This window comes from Pseudomonas putida (genome assembly GCF_028682395.1).
Taxonomy (GTDB): domain Bacteria; phylum Pseudomonadota; class Gammaproteobacteria; order Pseudomonadales; family Pseudomonadaceae; genus Aquipseudomonas; species Aquipseudomonas putida_AB.
On record NZ_JANHLC010000007.1, the window covers coordinates 94,161 to 114,287 of the forward strand.

16 protein-coding genes and 1 pseudogene are annotated in these 20,127 nt (G+C 59.6%); 5 read left to right on the forward strand and 12 right to left on the reverse strand.

Features of this window, described 5'->3' with window-relative positions; translation table 11 throughout:
- Positions 1-2: 2 nt before the first annotated feature.
- Both glcE and glcD read right to left on the reverse strand, forming a co-directional pair.
- The gene (gene glcE / locus NPS46_RS17305) at positions 3-1,061 is read right to left on the reverse strand and encodes a glycolate oxidase subunit GlcE (RefSeq protein WP_274109563.1); all 1,059 of its coding nucleotides are present in this window, start codon (positions 1,059-1,061) and stop codon (positions 3-5) included.
- A 5-nt stretch (positions 1,062-1,066) separates the two neighbouring features.
- Positions 1,067-2,566 carry a glycolate oxidase subunit GlcD gene (glcD, locus tag NPS46_RS17310; protein WP_274109211.1) on the reverse strand — a complete coding sequence of 500 codons (1,500 nt, stop codon included), beginning with the start codon at positions 2,564-2,566 and terminating at the stop codon, positions 1,067-1,069.
- 250 nt (positions 2,567-2,816) lie between these two features.
- On the opposite strand from glcD, the gene glcC reads away from it, so the two are divergent.
- Together glcC and NPS46_RS17320 are read left to right on the forward strand one after the other, a co-directional pair.
- Positions 2,817-3,590, forward strand: a complete 774-nt coding sequence (gene glcC / locus NPS46_RS17315) for a transcriptional regulator GlcC (protein ID WP_274109214.1) — start codon at positions 2,817-2,819, stop codon at positions 3,588-3,590.
- Between the two features lie 152 nt (positions 3,591-3,742).
- Entirely contained in the window at positions 3,743-4,198 is a 456-nt protein-coding gene (locus tag NPS46_RS17320; protein WP_274109216.1) for a methyltransferase family protein, read from the forward strand.
- A gap of 111 nt (positions 4,199-4,309) precedes the next feature.
- On the opposite strand, the gene NPS46_RS17325 is transcribed toward NPS46_RS17320, so the two are convergent.
- From NPS46_RS17325 to NPS46_RS17340, 4 genes are all read right to left on the reverse strand, one after another.
- The gene (locus NPS46_RS17325) at positions 4,310-5,668 is read right to left on the reverse strand and encodes an 8-oxoguanine deaminase (RefSeq protein ID WP_274109218.1); all 1,359 of its coding nucleotides are present in this window, start codon (positions 5,666-5,668) and stop codon (positions 4,310-4,312) included.
- 499 nt (positions 5,669-6,167) lie between these two features.
- A complete protein-coding gene (locus tag NPS46_RS17330; protein ID WP_274109220.1) occupies positions 6,168-7,355 on the reverse strand; it encodes a CynX/NimT family MFS transporter in 1,188 nt (395 codons plus the stop codon).
- Entirely contained in the window at positions 7,342-7,818 is a 477-nt protein-coding gene (locus NPS46_RS17335; RefSeq protein WP_274109222.1) for a nucleoside deaminase, read from the reverse strand. Before NPS46_RS17335 ends, NPS46_RS17330 begins: the two co-directional genes overlap by 14 nt.
- Positions 7,819-7,837: 19 nt before the next feature.
- Entirely contained in the window at positions 7,838-8,497 is a 660-nt protein-coding gene (locus tag NPS46_RS17340) for an ankyrin repeat domain-containing protein (RefSeq protein WP_274109224.1), read from the reverse strand.
- A gap of 109 nt (positions 8,498-8,606) precedes the next feature.
- Between NPS46_RS17340 and NPS46_RS17345 the strand changes: the two genes are divergently transcribed.
- Positions 8,607-9,464: a LysR family transcriptional regulator gene (locus NPS46_RS17345; RefSeq protein WP_274109226.1), complete on the forward strand. Its 858-nt coding sequence runs from the start codon at positions 8,607-8,609 to the stop codon at positions 9,462-9,464.
- Between the two features lie 90 nt (positions 9,465-9,554).
- Here NPS46_RS17345 and NPS46_RS17350 read toward each other — a convergent pair whose 3' ends face one another.
- From NPS46_RS17350 to kwaA, 6 genes are all read right to left on the reverse strand, one after another.
- Positions 9,555-10,022 (reverse strand): hypothetical protein, encoded by a 468-nt coding sequence (locus NPS46_RS17350; RefSeq protein ID WP_274109228.1) that lies wholly within the window; start codon positions 10,020-10,022, stop codon positions 9,555-9,557.
- Between the two features lie 496 nt (positions 10,023-10,518).
- Positions 10,519-14,553: a hypothetical protein gene (locus NPS46_RS17355; RefSeq protein ID WP_274109230.1), complete on the reverse strand. Its 4,035-nt coding sequence runs from the start codon at positions 14,551-14,553 to the stop codon at positions 10,519-10,521.
- 14 nt (positions 14,554-14,567) lie between these two features.
- A complete protein-coding gene (locus NPS46_RS17360) occupies positions 14,568-14,975 on the reverse strand; it encodes a DUF6375 family protein (RefSeq protein WP_274109232.1) in 408 nt (135 codons plus the stop codon).
- The gene (locus tag NPS46_RS17365) at positions 14,972-15,889 is read right to left on the reverse strand and encodes a radical SAM protein (protein ID WP_274109234.1); all 918 of its coding nucleotides are present in this window, start codon (positions 15,887-15,889) and stop codon (positions 14,972-14,974) included. Before NPS46_RS17365 ends, NPS46_RS17360 begins: the two co-directional genes overlap by 4 nt.
- 412 nt (positions 15,890-16,301) lie before the next feature.
- Positions 16,302-17,270 carry an anti-phage protein KwaB gene (kwaB, locus tag NPS46_RS17370; RefSeq protein WP_274109236.1) on the reverse strand — a complete coding sequence of 323 codons (969 nt, stop codon included), beginning with the start codon at positions 17,268-17,270 and terminating at the stop codon, positions 16,302-16,304.
- The gene (gene kwaA / locus NPS46_RS17375) at positions 17,267-17,857 is read right to left on the reverse strand and encodes an anti-phage protein KwaA (RefSeq protein ID WP_274109238.1); all 591 of its coding nucleotides are present in this window, start codon (positions 17,855-17,857) and stop codon (positions 17,267-17,269) included. Before kwaA ends, kwaB begins: the two co-directional genes overlap by 4 nt.
- Positions 17,858-18,148: 291 nt before the next feature.
- On the opposite strand from kwaA, the pseudogene NPS46_RS17380 reads away from it, so the two are divergent.
- Positions 18,149-18,355, forward strand: a pseudogene (locus NPS46_RS17380) (transposase); the annotation flags it as partial.
- A 278-nt stretch (positions 18,356-18,633) separates the two neighbouring features.
- Positions 18,634-20,091: an MFS transporter gene (locus NPS46_RS17385; RefSeq protein WP_425312755.1), complete on the forward strand. Its 1,458-nt coding sequence runs from the start codon at positions 18,634-18,636 to the stop codon at positions 20,089-20,091.
- Positions 20,092-20,127 lie beyond the last annotated feature (36 nt).

Genomic DNA, 20,127 nt, shown 5'->3' on the forward strand with positions numbered 1-20,127 from the left:
GGTTACACCTCACTAAACAGGCGGCCAGGGTTGAAGATGCCCTGGGGGTCGAGCTGGTTTTTCAGTTGGCGGTGGTAGCGCAGCAACGGTGCCGGCAGGGGCTGGAAGGGGCTATCGCAATGGCCGGCGGTAAAACAGGTGGCATGCCCGCCGACTTCGCTGGCGGCCAGGCGGATCAGCTCGGCCTCGGCCTCGGATTTCAGCCAGCGCTGTGCGCCGCCCCAGTCGATCAATTGCTCGCCGGGCAGGGCGAGTACACCGGTGTGGCTGGGGACCGACAAACGCCACAGCGGACGTGGGTCGGCGAAAAAGTCCAGGCGCTGTTCACGCAGCTCCGTCCAGTAGTCGCTGTCCAGTTGCTCACCACCGAGGCGCTCGCGGGCGGCGGCCACCGAGCCTTCGCCGCCTTCCAAACGTAGGTGCAGGGCCTGGCCATCGTGGCTGGCGGCACTGAGTGGAATCGGTTGCTGGCCCCATTCGGCCAGTTTGCGCAGGGCCAGGGCGGTGTCCATTTCCAGGCGCAGGCTGAGGCACTGGCGCGGCTTGGGCAGTACCTTGAGCGAGACTTCGGTGATCACCCCCAGGCAACCCAGGCTGCCGGCCAGCAGGCGTGACAGATCGTAGCCGGCGACATTCTTCATCACCTCGCCACCAAAGCGCAGGTGCTTGCCCGTTCCGGTAATCAGGCGGGTGCCCAGGACCAGGTCGCGTACTGCGCCGGACCAGGGCCGCCGAGGGCCGGACAACCCGGCCGCGACCATGCCGCCAAGGGTCGCCGCGCCATTGGCTTGCGCCGGTTCGCAGGTCAGCATTTGCCCGGCGGCATCCAGCGCCGCTTGCAGTTCAGCCAGCGGTGTACCAGCACGCGCGGTGATCACCAGTTCGGTCGGGTCGTAGCTGACGATGCCCCGATGGGAGCGGGTATCGAGCACTTCGCCGACGACCTTGCGCCCGAGAAATGCCTTACTGTTGCCGCCCTGAATACGCAGGGCGGTCGAGGTATTGAGGGCGTGATTGACTTGTTCCAGCAGCGCCGCACTGGCGTCGCAGTCATGCTGCATAACCATTAGAAACGCTCCAGTTCGGGAAACGGCAGCTGGCCGTGGTGCACGTGCATGGCGCCGAATTCGGCGCAGCGGTGCAGCGTGGGGATGTTCTTGCCGGGGTTGAGCAGGCCTCTCGGGTCGAAGGCGGCCTTGACGGCGTGGAACAGGGTCAACTCGTCGCTGTTGAACTGCGCGCACATCTGGTTGATCTTTTCGCGGCCCACGCCGTGTTCGCCGGTGATGCTGCCGCCGACCTTGACGCAGAGTTCGAGGATCTTGCCGCCCAGGGATTCGGCCCGCTCCAGCTCGCCGGGCTGGTTGGCGTCGAACAGGATCAGCGGGTGCATATTGCCGTCGCCTGCATGAAACACGTTGGCCACACGCAGGCCGAATGCCTCGGACAGCTCGCTGATGCCCCGTAGTACACCGGGCAACTCGCGGCGCGGGATGGTGCCATCCATGCAGTAGTAGTCCGGCGAGATGCGCCCGACGGCAGGGAAGGCGTTCTTGCGCCCGGCCCAGAACTTGACGCGCTCGGCTTCGTCGCGGGCCATGCGCACTTCAGTGGCGCCGGCCATGGCCAGGACTGCGCTGACGCGCTCGCACTCGTCGTGTACGTCCGCTTCCACGCCGTCCAGCTCGCACAGCAGGATGGCTTCGGCGTCCACCGGGTAGCCGGCGTGGATAAAGTCCTCGGCGGCACGAATGGCCAGGTTGTCCATCATTTCCAGGCCGCCGGGAATGATGCCGGCGGCAATGATTTCACCGACCGCGCGCCCGGCTTTCTCCACAGAGTCAAAACTGGCCAGCAGGACTTTGGCCACCTGCGGCTTGGGCAGCAGCTTGACCGTGACTTCGGTGATGATCCCCAGCATGCCTTCGGAGCCGGTAAATAGGGCGAGCAGGTCAAAGCCCGGCGAGTCCAGGGCATCGCTGCCCAGGGTCATGCGCTCGCCTTCGACGGTGAGGATGTCGACCTTGAGCAGGTTGTGCACGGTCAGGCCGTATTTGAGGCAGTGCACGCCGCCGGCATTTTCCGCGACATTGCCGCCAATCGAACAGGCGATCTGGGAAGAGGGGTCGGGGGCGTAGTACAGGTCGTAAGGCGCGGCAGCCTGGGAAATGGCCAGGTTGCGCACACCTGGCTGGACCCGGGCAAAGCGCCCTTCGGGGTTGATTTCGAGGATATGCTTGAAGCGCGCCATCACCAGCAGGATGCCCTGGACCAGCGGCAGCGCCCCGCCCGACAGACCGGTTCCGGCGCCGCGCGCCACTACGGGGACACCGCGTTGATAACAGAGTTTGAGCAGGCGCTCGACCTGCTCGATCCGTTCGGGCAGCACGACCAGCATCGGCGTGGTGGTGTAGGCGCTGAGCCCGTCGCACTCATAGGGCTTGAGGTCCTCGCGGGTGTGCAGCACTTGCATATCCGGCAGTTGCTCACGCAGCTCGGCCAGCAGGGCTGAGGTGTCGACCTTGGGCAATACCCCATCAACGCGCTCGTCGTACAGAATACTCATGGCAGGCTTTCTCGCTGGGTGTTGTTATGGCTGCACCGGTAGCGACCCGGTCCGCTTGTTATGGGCCATGTGTAGAGGCATGTGGTGCCGACGTCCAATGCTTAAGACGCTGGTATGACCAGTTTCTATCAACCGTCATTGCGGCAAAATCCGGTAAAGGCCTTACAAATAAAGGGCTACTCGCCTATATTGGGCCGCGTGTCACTAACCGCTAAAAATTGGTCCTACCAGTCATTAAAAGGCCGTTGGTATGCTTAAAGAGCCCTCTGTTGCGCGGCGTCAGGTCAGCGATGTGGTCGCTGAACGCATTGAGCTATTGATCGTCGACGGGGTGCTCAAGGTCGGCCAGGCACTGCCGTCGGAGCGGCGTTTGTGCGAGAAACTGGGGATATCGCGCTCGGCCCTGCGCGAAGGGCTCAAGGTGCTGCGCGGACGTGGCATTATCGAGACTGCCCAGGGGCGCGACTCGCGGGTGGCCACGCTTAACGGCGCTCGCGATGCCAGCCCGTTGATGCACCTGTTCAACTCCCAGCCGCGCACCTTGTTCGACCTGCTGGAAGTCCGTGCGCTGCTGGAAGCCGAGTCCGCACGCCTGGCCGCTTTGCGCGGGACCGAGGCAGACTTTGTCCTGCTGACTCGGCGCTACGAAGACATGCTCGCTTCCCACAGCCAGGCTGACCCGGTCGAGCCCCAGGCGCATGCCCGGCTCGACCACGCGTTCCACCTGGCGGTCTGGGAGGCCTCGCACAACCCGGTGCTGCTGCACACGCTGCAGTCCCTGACCGACCTGATGCTCAGCACCGTGTTTGCCTCGGTCAACAACCTCTACCACCGGCCCGTGCAAAAGCGCCAGATCGATCGCCAGCACACCCGTCTCTACCACGCGGTGATCGAGCGCTTGCCCGAGCAGGCGCAGCGCGCCGCCCGCGAGCATATTCATAGCATTCGCGACAACCTGCGCGAGATTGAACAGGAAGAACAACGCCTGGTCCGCGCGACCATGCGCCTGGAAGGCTGGACGTAACGGCGCGGTGTGCAAGACGTCGCCCGCGCAAACCATGAGCCGTGCTTTATCCGCGTGGGTCTTGAGCGTGATCTGTGTCGGCGGCAGCGCTTGACCCTGTAGCGACTACAAGCTTTACCTTAGTGGCACATTCATATCCCCTAGGGTTCATCATGGACAATCGTATCCCGCCGCCGCTGGTCGCCACCTTGTTTGGCCTGTTGATGGGGTTCGCTGCCCGGTATCTGCCAGGGGCGCTGGAGCTGGCGATCGAGTGGCGCATCGGCCTGGCGCTGCTGGTGTCGTTGGCCGGCCTGGGGATTTGTCTGGCCGGCGTGCTGTCTTTCAGCCGCGCCCGCACCACGGTCAATCCGTTGAAACCGCAAGCCGCGTCGGCTCTGGTCAGGTCGGGCGTCTACCGATATACCCGCAACCCGATGTACCTCGGCTTCGCCACGGTCCTGATCGCCTGGTCAATCTTCCTCGCCTGGCCACCGGCACTGCTCGGCGTGCTCGGCTTTGTGCTGTACATGAACCTCTTCCAGATCGGCCCGGAGGAGCGGGCCCTTACCAGCCTCTTCGGTGAAGCGTTCGCGCAATACTGCCGCCAGGTCAGGCGTTGGTTCTAGAGTGGCGAGCGCCTGAGCCTGGCGGATGGCTGCCCACTGCGAAGGGCGGTGTCGGCCATTTGCAACTGCCCGGCCGTTGCACTGATTGCGCCGTGCAACGGTTCGGGCGGGTCACTCGCCGCTGACCAACTGGCGGGCCAACCGATTGTGGCGTTCCAGGACCAGGGGCAAGTCGACAGTGGTGAGGCGGCCGTCCCTGACCACGACACGACCATTGATCACACTGGTGTCGACGTGGGTGGGCGTGCAAAACACCAGGGCGGCCAGTGGGTCGTGATGGGCTCCGGCGTAAGCCACATGGCCAAGATCGAACGCCACGAAGTCGGCCACCATGCCAGGCGCCAGGGCGCCAATATCCGTGCGGTTGAGCACCTTGGCGCTGCCCAGCGTGGCGATCTCCAGGGCCTCGCGTGCAGTCATTGCATCGGGGCCAAACCCGACGCGCTGCAACAGCAACGCCTGGCGTACCTCACCGATCATGCTGGCACCATCGTTGGAGGCCGAGCCGTCGACGCCCAGGCCCACCGGCACACCGTGGTCACGCATCGTGCGGATCGGGGCGATTCCTGACGCCAGGCGCATGTTCGAGCACGGGCAGTGGGCGACGCCGGTACCGGTACGGGCGAACAGCTCAATACCGTGCTGGTCCAGCTGTACGCAGTGTGCGTGCCAGACATCCGGGCCAACCCAACCGAGGTCTTCGGCGTATTCGGCCGGGCTCATGCCGAATTTTTCCCGGCTGTAGGCGACGTCGTTGAGGTTTTCCGCAAGGTGCGTATGCAGCGACACCCCATACTGGCGCGCCAGCACCGCGGCTTCGCGCATCAATTCCCTGCTCACCGAGAAGGGCGAGCAGGGCGCCACCACGATACGCAACATCGAGCCATGGCGGGCATCGTGGTAATCCTCGATCAGGCGCTGGGATTCTTTGAGGATGTCGCTTTCCTTCTCCACCACCGAGTCAGGCGGCAGGCCGCCCTGGCTGCGGCCTACGCTCATGCTGCCGCGCGCGGCATGAAAACGCATGCCGATGGCTTCGGCAGCATGAATGCTGTCGTCAAGCTTGCAACCATTGGGGTAGATGTACAGATGGTCGCTGGAGGTCGTACAGCCGGAGAGGATCAGCTCGGCCATTGCGGTCTGGGTCGAGACGGCGATCATGTCCGGGGTCATCCGTGCCCAGATCGGGTACAGGTTGTTCAGCCAATTGAACAGCTCGCCGTTCTGGGCCGCCGGCACCACGCGGGTGAGGCTCTGGTACATGTGGTGGTGGGTGTTGATCAAGCCGGGAATCACCACTTTCCCGCTCATGTCCAGTACTACATCGGCGTGCTGGGGCAGGGTGTCGCTAGGGCCGACCTGTTTGATCAGGTTGTCCTCGATGTACAGGCCGCCGTGTTTGATCTCGCGCCGTGCATCGTCCAGGGTCACTAGCCGTTCAGCGTTCTTGACCAGTAGGGTTTTGGGCATACGTACTCCGCTCCGTTTGGCGTGTGGTTCAGCTGGATGCTCGTTCAGGCAGCCGTTTGCAAGGTGTGAGCGAAAGCCTGGCGGCCAGGCGCTGCGCGAAGACGCACGGCCCGGCCAGCCGGTTCGCTCAGTGCAGGTGTACAGGTGTGTTTCGGGGCGGCGGAATACAGAGGAGGGCATTGCCCAAGTGATTGCTCAGGCACGCAGGGGGGGGGAGCGATGAACGATGTCCGCAGAGGGCGCTTGGCGGGAGCAAGCTGAAAGGGTTGTTGCATGGCGATGACCATCGCAATACGCATCGGCGATTACCGGTGTCGTAGGCGCGGACAAATGTAAACAGAATTACTTATTACTGTATACGGGAGATTGTTCTTATTGATCGCACTGCATGCCTGGTGCGGGTCGGATGGCACAACCGGCTCAGTTGCCAGTGTTCAATAGAGGGCGTTACCGCTACAGGCGCGGATCAGCCCTCGTACCTGAGTGAAAGCCGCGACCGTCACTCCCTGACAATCCGACCCTCGCGCATCGGCTTGAAGATCCAGGTCAACAGCAGCATCGCCATCACGGCGATCACCAGCACCCACCAGGCACTGGTAAAGCTGCCGGTCAGCTCGCGCAACCCGCCGGTCATCCACGGCGACAGTGCATTGATCAGAAACCCGACCCCCTGGACAAACGCCGCCAGTTGCCCGGCTTCGCGGGGCTGGCGGCAATGGTCGAGGGTCAGGATCAGGCTCAGGGCAAAGCAGGCGCCCAGGCCGAAACCGATCATGGCCACCCACAGGTGTGGCGCCTGCAACGGCCACAGCACCAAACTGACCAACCCCAGTGCCTGGGCCGCCAGGCTGACGGCCAGCAACGGACGCCGGTCGCTGCTGCGCTGGGCCAGGGCTGGCATCAGCAGCGCGCCGATGACCTGGAATATCGTCATAAAGGCGAGCAGCGCGCCGCTGTGTATCGCGCTCCAGTTCATTTGCAGGTAATAGGCCGGCAGCCACGCGACCATGCTCATATAGCCACAGTTGACCAGGCCAAAATACAGCGCCAGCAGCCATGCCCGGCGGTTGCGCCATGGGCGGATGGACGCAGCCTCCAGCCCCTGGGTTGGCGCGGCGCTGGTAAAGGGGAGCCACCACCACAGCAGCAACGCGACCAGGGCCGGCACTGCCCAGATCCCGAGCCCGCTCTGCCAATGGGCAAAGCGCCCGGCCACCCAAGGGCTGAACCAGGCCGCCAGGCCACCACCGGCCATCAGCGAGGCGGAATACACGCCCAATGCCAACGCTACGCGCTGCTGGAACTGGCGCTTGATCAGCGCCGGGACCAGGGCCTGGATCAGCGCCACGCCCGCGCCGCCCAGCAAGGCCGTGAGCAGCAGGGCCGTGGCGCTGGCAGCGGACAAACGCCACAGGCACGCGCCGGTAATCATCGCCAGGCCCAGGGCCACGCCGGGACGCTCGCCCAACCGGGTGTGCAGGCGCACCCCGAGTAACGCCACCAGGCCCATGCAAATCACTGGCAGGCTGGTCAACCAGGCGCTGCTTTGAAAGCTCATGCCCGTGCTGTCGCGAATCGCCAGTAACAGCGGGCTGATGGAACTGAGGATCGGGCGCAGGTTCAGCCCCAGAATGATCAGCAAGGCCCACTGGGCGAACCGTGCCAACGCGGATTTATCGGGGCGCATGACGGCTGTTCCAGTCGCGATAGACCTCGTCCATCGCCGGTTGCGGTAGATGCTGCACATCCAGTCGCTGTTCGCCCAGGGGTAGGGCCAGTTGCTGGTAGATCGCCGCGGTGGACAGGCCGAAAGGCTCGCCCTGCTGATTGTTGGCGCCATACACCACCCGAGTCACACCGCACAGGTGCATGGCGCTCAGGCACATGGGGCAGGGCTGGCCACTGGCGTAGATCACGCAGCCTTCCAGGCGCGCGCCCAATTGCTGGCTGGCCCGGCGGATCGCCAACAGCTCGGCGTGGGCGGTGGGGTCTTGGTGCTGGTGGATTTCATTGACCGCCTCGGCGATCACTTGCCCGTCTTTCACCAGGATCGCGCCATACGGCCGGCCGCCGTCCGCCACGTTGCGGGCCGCCAACGCCACGGCACGTTGCAGGTAATGTTCATCGGTGTACGCAGCAGGACTGGACATAGGTCTTCCAAGTGATTGATCAGTGGGCGCCGGCATCGCGCAGCAAGGTCGCGATGGCGTGCTGGCCACGTTGCTGCGCCTGTTGTAACGGGGTCAGCCCCTGGCTGTCCGGCAGGTTGAGATCGGCACCGGCGGCGATCAGTTGGCTGACAATCTGTTGGTGCGCCGGGCCACCGTCGGCGAGCACGATGGCTTCCATCAGGCAGGTCCAACCCAGGCGATTGACATGATTGAGCTCGATGCCGGCGGCGATCAGCAGGCGCACGGTTTCCCCATGACCGCGCTCGCACGCCGGGATCAGCGCGGTGCCGCCATAGCGGTTGGTGCTCTTGAGGTTGGCGCCATGGGCCAGGGTCAATGTGAGGATTTCATTGCGCCCACTGGCACCTGCCAGCAGGTAGGCGCTGTCGTGGATCAGGTTTTGCTGGTTAACGTCGGCACCGGCTTCGATCAATGCCCTTGCTATTTCGATCTGGTTGGCCCGAGTGGCCAGTAGCAGCGCGCTGTTGCCATCAGGCGCCGGCACGTTGAGGTCGGCGCCTTGGGCGATCAGCGCTTGGACCTGCGCCAGCTCGTTGTTGCGCACGGCGTCGAGCAGTGCCGTGTCGCTGGCCATCACCCCGCCCAGCATCAACAGCCCGACTGCCAAGAGTGCGGATTTACCTGCCAGGCCGACCATGCTTGCCCCCGTCTGGACATTCCGGAAAAAGCCAGTATGGTCAGCGCCCTAGGTATTCTGAAATTAAATATACCCATGCCTATCAGTGGCAGGATGAATGGTGGTACCGATGTTCGATCCGCTGTTGTTGCGCAGTTTTGTCGCGGTCGTGGACTGCGCCAATTTCACCCGCGCGGCGCAACGCCTGCACCTGACGCAGTCTACCGTCAGCCAACAGATCCGCCGCCTGGAGGACAACCTGGGATGCAAGCTGCTCGACCGCGAACAGCGCCGTGTGACCGCCACCGTCGAAGGTGAACGATTGCTGGCGTATGCCCGACGGATCCTGGCGCTTCACGAGGAAGCCCGGGAAGTCCTGCTCAACCAGCAAAGTGAAGGCGTGCTGCGCCTTGGCGTCCCCGAGGATTTTGCCGCCGAGCGCCTGATGCCGATTCTGGCGCGATTCGGCCTGGAGCATCCGGGCGTCCGCCTGGAAGTCACCAGCGGCTTGGGCCCGCAGCTCTTGCAGCTCTATCGCCAGGGGGAATTCGACCTGCTGCTGGTCAAGCAGATGGGGCCGGGCGATGACTGCCTGGCGTCCTGGCCCGAGCCGATGTGCTGGGTGGACAGCTGTTCGTTACCGGCCCTGGGGCGTGATCCCTTGCCGCTGGTGGCATTTCCGGTGGGCGGCCTGTACCGCAATGAAATGCTTCATCATCTGGAGGTGTGCGGATGGCGCTGGCGCATCAATTACTCGAGTGCCAGCCTGGCGAGCGTGTGCGCTGCCGTCGCCGCAGGGCTGGGTATCAGCCTGTTGCCGGAGCGGGTGGTCACGCCAGAGCATCAGGTGTTGGGTACCGGCAGCGGCCTGCCTGATATCCAGGGAGTGTTTCTGGCGCTCTATGGCCAGAACGGTCTCGGCCACGCGGGCCAGCTATTGCAGGCGCAGTTGCTGGCGTTGTGCGAGAGCCTGACCGCTAAAACCTAGGTGCGGCCCCTGGGGAGGCCTCCCAAGCGGTAAGCAGTGTTGCGCTGATTCAGCCTCCGGCAACTGCTTTGAGGCTGACTCGTGACGGCATCAGACGGTTATATCGACTTCTTTGGCACTGGGCTCAGGTAACCGCTGCGTGACGGTTTCATGCACCATCCGCTCGCCTTTGCTCCACAACTGAGAGGAGAAGAAGCCGTTCAGGGTCTGGGCATTTGGCACTGAACCTTGTTTGAGGAACAGGGCGCCCAGATCGATGGTCGTGGCAAAGTTGTGCGGGTTCAGGATGTACCCACCTGTGAAGTTTCCGCCCCAGGGGGCGTCGGCGGCGACCAGGTCAAAAGAAGCCGCGCGGTAATCGCTCGCCGCCGACTGCAATGCACTGGACGCATTGAGCAGTTTGTTCAGTCGATCCAGCTCGGAAGCACTGAGCTGGCCTGCACTGTCGAGGGCCTTGAGGCGGTTATCTGCTGCAAGGGTGAAGCCGAATTTCTTCTCGGCAAGATCGGGGTCGGTGTGGATCAGGGCTGACTGAAATGCTTCGAAGGAAAACTTCAACGATTGATGGGCGTTCTGATGTCGCCAATGTAGCGTTGAAAGAAAGGCTCATGTCGTCATTCCCTGATCGTTTGAACTTAGTAAGGTATCGACGGCCTGCGTGCAAAAAAGGTGTTTTTACCAGTCAATGGTCAGGCAGTTTGGGCAGACCGACTTTTTCAACAGAATCGGCCATTAGCTGCCTGTCGCGAGGGGCCGCAGTCGGCCAAAAGCAGACGTTTCCCGCTCACTACCCATATGGCTGGAAATGATCCAACGACGATGAGGCGACGCCGAGAGGCCGACGAACATCCTTTCGGCCTACTGCGGGAAAAGAACAAAGCTAACGGTTGGCGGCGATGACCATGTGATGGCTAAAGGGCCGCAATCGGAACGCGACTTGGTCAGGCCGTCTAACGGCGAATCCATAACGAATACTGAATCCGCCGCCGCTTCCACGCCCTGCATAAACGGCTACTGCGCCCAAGAGTGACGGCGTCCCCTCGCCTGATTCGACCTACGATTGAGGGCTCGAAGCAGGCTGATAGACGTGAGCACACTTGTGAATATGCTGGTGGTCTTCGTAGTACTCGTGCAGGTTGTGCGCCTCGGCCGATCGGTGATGAAAGCCACGCTCTCCCCACATGAGCCACACCAGCGCCTTACCGGACTGCGTCAAGTAGCTTTCAAGAAGGTCACGACGCAGATAGCTGAAAGAGCCACTGACCTGCGAGCCATACTCGCCGACTTCGCGGTACAGGGACGCCACCCCTGAATCATCGTGCAAGTCCCATTTGTTGGCGAGGTACCTGAGATTCAAAGCCTCACAGAGTAGTTTAGAGGGCAGGCTTGCACCGCTGTTCTGATTCACCACGCTGTGGTAGCTCTCCCAGTTGTACTTCTGCACTGGGATGTCGACCGCGACGCCATTATCTGACCACCGATCAGCGGACACCATGTATTCGGCGCGGTCGCCCTTCTGCACATCAGCATTAGGTAGTCCCGGAATCGAGGAGAAAGGCATCTCACCCGCATAGGTGTAGTAGTAGCCTGGCTCCTCCGGAATAGCATCATTGCCGGGATATTCGAGACTAGTGAACAACGTGCACAGACGGTCGACTGCTCCACTGTCCACGAATACACCGCGGAGGAAGGTGAAGACCTGTCGGTCATCAGCGGGAGCGTTTTGTTCGAGGAATCCGTCAAGGACGACCCACGGCCCCGTCAGGCCATCAATCTCCGCGATCTCGAGGATGCTGCGGTAGTCTGGTTGCGGCCCTCTCACCATCCAGTCACCAGCATCCGTAGGCTGACCACTGAACAAGACTGGGAGCGGCAGGTCGATGCTCGCGGACTCGAGCGGGAACGTCGGGTCGATGTCCGCATCTGAGGGACGAGCGTCGCGTTCCTCGGCAAGGAGGCCCTGCGCGTACCGGACACCCCACATCTCGAAGTAAGCGATCCAGCCGTACTTCTTCCCGTACCTGTCGACCTTATGCTTGTCATTTCCCATACGAGAGTCGGAGTTCATTTGCCGGTCAACAGCTTCGAACTGCTCAGGGTCATAGCCAAGCACCAGCATTCGCGAAACGATTGCTGGCAGCACCTGCTGGTACTCTGGGTTGAGGTCGTCGTAGTTCGACCGACTTGGAATCAGTCTCCCAATCGTGTAGTTGCCGAAGTCCATTCGAATCGCCGCGCGTTTCGCACGTTCGACCACCTCCGGAGCGTACTGCGGCATATTCGCAAACGGACTGGGTAGATGACTAAACGGCGGAAGGAGATGATCTGCCTCGTCCTCAGACATGCAAGTCGGACCTACCATCCTCGCGATGGCAATGATTCCCAAACAATACTGCTGATAGAGAGCGTGCCAAGTAGGATGCGTCGCGCTAGGCGCGAACATCGCTCGATAAATCTCACGCGCGACTCTAGGCAGTGCCTCACGCATCTCCACAGCATTGATATCCGACCAAGTGGTCAACGCTGCACCGTAGGCTGCGGCAAACATCCGCTCGGGGATGTATGGGTCTGAAACGGTAATTGATTCCACTGCCAACTGGAAAAACTCCCCAGGCCGCTTGGCTGCGAATTCGTATAAGGTCTTGGTGGCCACGTCGCGCAGGCTTCTGGACGTCGACGTCAGCGTCCACATTACCCAGCGCGCCCGCCGGATCTCTCGCTCGTCCAGGTCCCCCAACTTCCACCTGGTCGACAGGAATTCGAAGTCGTCTTCAACTTCCTCAGATCTCTCGCGAACCCACTCCGACCAGAAAAGATCGCGCTGCGTATTCGGCATGGCCAACAGCACGCCGTGCAAGAAGTCCATGTCAAACGGATGCGCTCTCGCTGCCCTGGTACTTCGAAGTCTCGTGAAGGCAATCCGTGCAAACTGCTTCGATTCCTGCATTGCGAGCGCGAACCGTTCGACCGTCTCCCGCCCGATGTGCCTTGGGTCTGATTGCGCCGTCAACAACAGAGCGCTCATGATTAGGTTCTCATCCGACAAGTCTTGCCAAAGCTGGCGCCTGTCAAGGCGTTGCGGATACAGGCCAACCAGAGCCTGGAACACGTCATAGGCGAAGGTATGCGAACCACGCTCACCGAATTGAAAGTGCGCGCGTCCTTCATCGCTTTGCAGCCACTGCGCCAAGGCCGGCCTGGCAAGCAGGTGGCGCGCTATCATATGTCCGGCCATCAGGTCGTATGAAAACGCGATTCCTTGGCCGCCTTCTCCTGAGGTCGTTCGAACAAGCACGCCTTCGGACTCCAGCGCGCGAATGACGCTGACGTCCCAACGGCCCACGTCTTGAACTGCCGTCCGAGCAGCTTTGAACTCCACGCTTCTCGCGTTGCCCTCCCAGAGGAGACCCGCGATCGTCAGCAGCGCATCTTGGACTTCATCTTGATAGATACGATGCGCCGTTGGTGAAAGCTCAGCAACTCGTTCGGCAACCTTGTTGAAGTGCGCTTCAAACAGGCTTGCAAGCGAACTGGGCAGCGCCTCCACCCCGACAACGTGCTGGCGCCGAGGGTTCGCCACCTCGCAGAAAACTCTCAGCGTCAACGGGTGCTGCAAGAACTCGATTGGCAGATCCGCGTCGGTGGCGTCGATCTTGTAGTACTCAAAGTACTTGTCGATTGCCATCTGCGGGTCTTCCTGGAACCCGTTGTGCTCAACTTGAGGAAACTCCTCCGGCAGACACATCTGTGCGAACTCATTGCGCAGAGTGACAACCAGCATAACGTACGGAAAGTCCTTCAGGAGCTCATCCGCCCGGAAGAGTTCATCCCTCCAGTTTCTCGGGTCTTCTGCCTCATTCAGACCGTCGATGACAATTGGGATGCGCTTGCCCGCGCGCTGCCCCGCCGCATCAACGGCCTCAACCAGCCGGTCGAAGCTCTCCGCTGGCCTGCCAGAAATTTTGAAAGCAGACACAAGATCGTCAAGCCCCTGACCTGCATGAAGATTCTTGCCCAGCAGCAAGACACCACCGGGGAGGTCTCCGTCTGGCTGTGTCACCTTGACGGCAAGCTCGGATTTTCCTTCACCCGCAGCTGCAAGCACAGCCACGGCTCGAACACCGATCGATCTCTCCAGACTGAGCTGCGCCGACGAAACTGCGTGGAAGTCCGCGACCAGATTCGCGGTTAATGGAGCCCCACCTGAACGAGCCCCACGCAGCTTCGAGAGAAGCCTGTCGTAGCGCACCGGTTGCGGCGAGTTCGCCGCCAGCATTTGATGTACAGCGTCGAAGTCGCCCTTGCCGAGCGCTGTATGCAGGTCATCTAGCAGGCCAGCCAATCCGATGGCTCTAGCCAAGAGCGAGTCGACTTCGGCCTTGAGTTCGGCTTTGAGTTGCCCCGTGAGCGAAGCGATGTCCGCGCAATTCGTTTTGAGGGCACTTGAGAGTTTCTCCAGTGAGTCCCACGCACCCTGGCCGCCCAGATTCCTGAGCACCTTCTGTTCTGCTCCAACGACAACATGAACTTCCTGCTGGTATCGGCGCTTGAATGGAGCTGCAGCGAGCCTATGCTGCTCAGCAAGTAGCGCAGGCGTCAGAACGAGCTCGCCGAAGTAGGTTTCTCGAAGTAGTGCTCCCGGCCCCACCAGGAGGTCTTCGATGTCCGTTGCCGTCAGCAGCTCCAACTTCAACTCGGGGAAGCGGTCTTTCTCAAGCGCGAAGAACCACTCTTGGTCCCCCTTTGTAAGCGTGTGGTGCGTCCAAAGCTTCCAATCGGTCACACCTGGGACATGCTGGCGCGTCTTCTCCATGCCCTCGATGATCTTTTGTTTGCGTGTGGCCCCCAAGCCTTGTCCGTTTGCCAGCTCATACCATTTGCATTGCCAGCCAATCCAGCGAGGCGGCGATCCGAGATCACAAGACTCCGTCAGTTGAAGATGAAACTCCACACCAGGCTGGTTTGCGAGTTGCTTGAAGCGACCGTAGTGTCCGTAGTGTCGGCGCACCAGAGAGCGGCAAAGCTTCTCGAAGTTTTCGTCCGCGGCTCCAGGTAGCTCGCTGAATACATCCCAATTTGCTGCAGGCATTGGCGTTTTCCCTGTCAGCTGGCATCGGCAGAATCGGACGGGTAGTCGTGCGCAGAGAAGACCTCGACCTTAGCCCCAGCCTCAATGAAGAGCTTCACGAACGCAGACACCTCCGCCTCGTCAGTTGTGACAGTGATTCTATCGCCTTCACGCGAGAGGTGATGATCGGATACCAACTGGCCGAGATCAGCCGGACCTAACGTGTTGAGGTTCAGACTGCACAGCAACGAGAGCATGTCATCTGAAAATCTCTGATTCTCAGGTTTAGCAAAAGGGATGGAGTAGCTGTCGTCTTTAGCAGATTGAGCACTGAGCTTGCCAATGTCCCTCTCGACCTTCTCGGCGTCTTGGGCTCGCTTGAACTTGCCGATGAGAACCAGGTTCATCGAATGCTCAGACCCGTATCCGTTCCAAATCTTCATGATTGCGTTTTTCCTTGGACCTCGAAGGTATTTTTGAGTCGCTGAAGCGCTGACAGAACACCTACGTCTGCAATCGTCGCACCGATGGGCGAGTAAGAACTCGCGCGAAGCATGCCGGATGCATCAATGTGCGCATAGGCCTGAAGGCCTCGTTCATCGGGAAGCGGGTCGCAGGTAGGCAGTCCTGAAGCCCCCGCCTCACTGACCGCTAGACGAACCTTACCTCTGTAGTTAGAGACCCAGTCCTGAAGGTCTCGGCCGACTACTCCATTCATGCTTGCGACCGCGGCTGATGCTTGCTGAGGAAGCAACAGCAATTCGCTAGCTCCAACGTTTTGCGCGAGCTCACTCATCGCGTCAAGTTCTGCAACAGTGCGCTCGTTGACCACGACGTTGAGCCCAAAGGGCGACAAGGTCGCAACCGACTCTATGCCTCTGAGCAGGCTGGAAAACTGCTTCCCGCGCTGTTCTTCATAGGTGCGACCGATCCCGTCGACGCTGATACGTGCGAAGTGGATCGAGCCCTTGAGGCGCTCGACCAGCCGTGGCGTCAGGCGATGACCGTGAGTCGTGAATGTGACCGCGAGCTGAGTCTCCCCCGCAACCTGTTTGCATATGTCGGCGAAGTCAGGGTGCAGCGTAGGCTCGCCGCCGCCAAATCCGACGCCGAGGCATCCCTCAATATCCAGTTCTTTCAACCAGCCGACCACCTGATCGATATGCAGTGACGCCTTGTGCTTCGGCGCGTAGCAGTATGCACAGTGAAGGTCGCAGACATTGGTGAGTGCAACGGATACCTGACGGGGGGATGTCGACCAAACTGCCTCTTCCGGGCGCAGCTCGTCCAGCAGGAGATTCAGGCCTGAAACTCTATCGAAAAGATGCACCCCGTTTGGGCCGTTTCTGGATTTCATAAGACATTATCACCGAAAGCAGTTCCACCTTAAATGGGTCATCTAAGGCCAGCATTCATAGGCCTCACCAGCCACATCCTCCTTAATCGTACCAATTCTGTACCATTCGGCCTGAGACAAGCCTTGACTACCAACGTCTGCTTTCGGCCAGAAGCAGCTGCTGATGGAATGCGTATTCAGACAAGGGCACTCGTTCATGTAACTTCAAAATGAGGCCCAGGAGAGTTTACGCAACTAATGGCGACAAACTGTAAAGGATTGCCGCAGCTGTTTGCTTGAGGCCCGTGCCGCCCTGTGCCAAGACACGCTACTCCTACTTTCGGATATGCGCGTAGTGATACCGCGAGAACATACTCAAGAATTCAGGTGCCGATGTAGCCCGTCCTGCCTTTACCAGCCTATGTTCCACAGGTTAGGGCACTGGCTCCACTAAGTCCTTGCTATCCGCGTCATATTCAAATTGCGTCAACTCAGACTTTAGGTAGTCATCATTAAGCAGCTTCATAAAGAAGTTTTGAGATGTTTTGGTATCCAAGACAATCTGCGTCTCCGCGGCATTTATCTTTATCTTCTTACTCAAACTATGATGCTGCTTAATAAACTGAATAATCTGATCATTTACGACGGTTTCAAGAACCCGAGAATGGGAAATTGCTCTGATTACCTTTCGAGCGAACGTCACATCCCCTTGGGTAGTAATCCTAACCTCCAATGCGGCAACATCCTCAATAATATTTCTGGCAGTAAGCGTGGCAAGTTTTACACAGGCATCAGCCTTCACCGCCTCTTTGAAGCCAAAAAACTTCTCAAGAACCTTGAAGTTCGTCACAAACACATCAGCACCATCATAAATAAAATCAACGGTGTGGCCCATCCGAATGATGTCTTGATCAAGTTTCTCAAAGCGATCCTGTGCGATACCTGCACGGAGCAAGCTAAAGCCATTTCTGCGATAAGTATTAGTGGGGTAGTGATGCTTGTAGATAGATAAGCTCTCATTCCCATTTCCCAATACGACCACGATAGCCTTCAAAGCAGTCACTTGGTCATTCGCATGATTGAAATCTGGGATGGTGCCAGGTGAATCAAGCGTTTCAATGAACGCATTCAGTTGGGGTGGATAGTCTACAAGATCATAGCGAAAGATAGCATCTTGGCGCAGATCAACTGCAGTAAGATCTCTTAAAACGTAATTATCTTCAAAGAACTCACTCAGCTCAAGTTTAACTTCCGCTGTTAAGGCGCGCTGGGCATCAGCTGAAAGCTCTACCTTACGAACGATGAATGTATTTTGATCTTTCAAAATGAAGAACATAATACCTACGGTGTGATCATCACCTGCCAGGTTTTCTGCGGTCAACCGCAATGCATCAATGCTCATGCCTTCCTTCCAGATACGAATTTCTCGTCAATATTGGTAAATACAACCTTGTCTAGCTCGCTGATTCGCTGAGTGGTAATCATTACTTTGCTAGCCCCATCGACCTCCAGCTTATAAAGCCTGAAGCCGAGTATTGCCAATGTCGGGTTGGCATAAAACTTATCGGTCTTTACGTAAATCTGCCCAATTACAAACAATAGAATGAACAGAGCAATAATGTAACGGATGTTATCTAGGTTAAAACAGATGAGAGGGACAATGTAGGTTGTTAGAAAGGTAAGGTGCTCGTAGCTTAAGTCTTCCACCTTTTTAGCCACAACGGGCAGACCGACATTTGACTCGATTCTATATTTGAAACGAGTGTAGCAAATCGCCACAACACCAATAAGCACTAGAGAAATTATAGGGAGGACGTTGGTACTGACCAGTACCCAGGTACCGATATAATTACAATTAGGTCCAAAGCAGACAGGGACATCAACTTTGACTACGATCATCAAAACGAACAAAAGCCAGAGCGAAATAACGTAAAGCTCGAACTTCATCACGGCCTGGCGAAACTGCAACTGCCGCTCCTGACTTCCCATCTAGTACCCACTCCCTGGCGAGGGGCACCGAACGATTCGCTGCCCCTTGCGCAGACTAGCATAATGATGGCACCGGAAGGGATGTCTCCGCCTTATCACTTATTAGCCGATGCCTGCAAATGGATGAGCGCCTGGACACTACGAAGGTATTGCTGTGGATGCTCGCGATTCAAAGGCCTGTGATAGAGCCACTCGCTCTAGGCTCTGTATGAAAACCTTTGAAATTCCGCCACCGCCCCAGCCCACCTGAGTTTCCGTAGAGTTCTAGCCTTTTCAGCGCGGAACTCTGCCATGCCCAAACAGCGATACGAAATCTCCGACGCCGACTGGGAGCTAGTCGCAGACCTCTTCAATACGCCGCGTCGCACGGGACGCCCACGTGCCGATGATCGATTGATGCTTAACGGCGTGTTCTGGGGGCTTTGCTCCGGCGCAACCTGGCGAGACATGCCTGAGCGATATGGCCCATGGTCCACGGTTTATAAGCGATTTCGAGATTAGCGAAATCAGGGCACGTTCAATTGGCCGTTGCTGGTCCATATCAGTCGATGCTAAATGTCCGCTTCTGGCCGATTGCAGTCTCTTGACTGTGTGCCTGGCGAACCCAAACCGGCAGTGTTGCGTGGCAGTTGAAATATGCCGATAGGATAAGTGAGTGTTCGAACGGTGCCGGTGCTGCCGGACAGTGGGGTAGGATTTAGACGGCCATCCCATCTTCGAGAGCTTTAGGCATGCCTTTTATCCCGCCCAGGCGTTGGTTGATTCTTATCGCCGTGATGCTGGCGTTTCTGCCAATCGTGATCGACATGACGATCCTGCATATCGCGGTGCCGTCACTGGCGCTCGCGCTCGGCGCATCGGGAACAGAGATTCTCTGGATCATCGATATCTACCCACTGCTCATGGCCGGCTTGCTGGTGCCCATGGGCACATTGGCCGACCGTATGGGCAATCGGCGCATTCTGCTCGGTGGCCTGAGCGTGTTTGGCGTCGCCTCGTTGCTGGCCGCCTTCGCCCAGACGCCGGCCATGCTGATCGGTGCCCGGGTGCTGCTCGCGCTTGGCGGTGCGATGATCATGCCCTGTGTGCTGGGCATCATCCGCCGAAACTTCGAGGACGAACGCGAGCGGGCTGTGGCCCTTGGGTTATGGGGCACGGTCGGCGCTGCCGGTGCTGCGGTGGGGCCGTTGATCGGTGGTGCGCTGCTCGAGCACTTCTGGTGGGGATCGGTCTTCCTGATCAATGTGCCGATCATGGCGGTGGTCATTCCGGTCGCGTTCATGTGGCTACCGCGCGTGGAGATCATGACGCCAGGTCGGTGGGCGTTCGGCCAGGCGCTGGGGCTTATCGCCGGCATCATTTGCGTTGTTTACAGCATAAAGGCCGGTATCGGTGCGACGCAGCCGCTGTGGGTCGTGGTCATGGTGTTACTGCTGGGCCTGGCCTTGTTGGCGATCTTCGTGAGCCAGCAACTGCGCTCGCAGACGCCGATGCTGGATCTTTCGCTGTTTTCGCACCCGGCGGTTGTGGCCGGCATGATCATGGCGGTGGTCGCCACGGGGGCGCTGGCGGGGGTCGAGCTGACGCTCGCGTTGGAGTTGCAGTTCGTGCTGGACAAGACGCCGCTGCAGGCCGGGGTCTTCATGATTCCGATCATGGCTGCCGCTGCGGTGGGGGGACCGGTGGCGGGCTATCTGTCCAACCGCTTCGGACTGCGCTGGGTCGCCAGTCTATCGCTGGCCATTTCCGCGGGCGCCCTGGCTTTTCTGGCACTCGCCGATTTCCATATTCCGGGCCTGGCTGTTCCAATCCAGCTTGCGGTGCTGGGCCTGGCGTTGAGTATCGGCCTCACGGCGTCGTCCATCGCGATCATGGGCTCGGTCGATGCCAGTAAAGGCGGTGTCGCGGGTTCGTTGGAGGCGACGGCCTATGAGCTGGGCACCGGGCTGGGCATCACTTTTTTTGGCGTGTTCATGTCCAGCGTGTTTGCCCGGACCATCGCACTACCGGTCGGTCTTGAGCCGACCTTCGCTGCCCAGGCAGCCAGGTCGATAGGGGACAGCTACGTTGTCGCCCAAAGCCTGAACGGGCCCCAGGCCGCCGAATTGATCAGGGCGGCAAAAGATGCCTTTTCGACCACCCACTCGACCCTTTTGATGACATCTGCAGTGCTGATTGGTTGTCTGGCCATCGTCGTGTTCCTGATGCTCAGGAGCTACCGCGCCAACCACTAGAAGTATTGCGTGCAACCCAACTTGGCCCATCCGGTA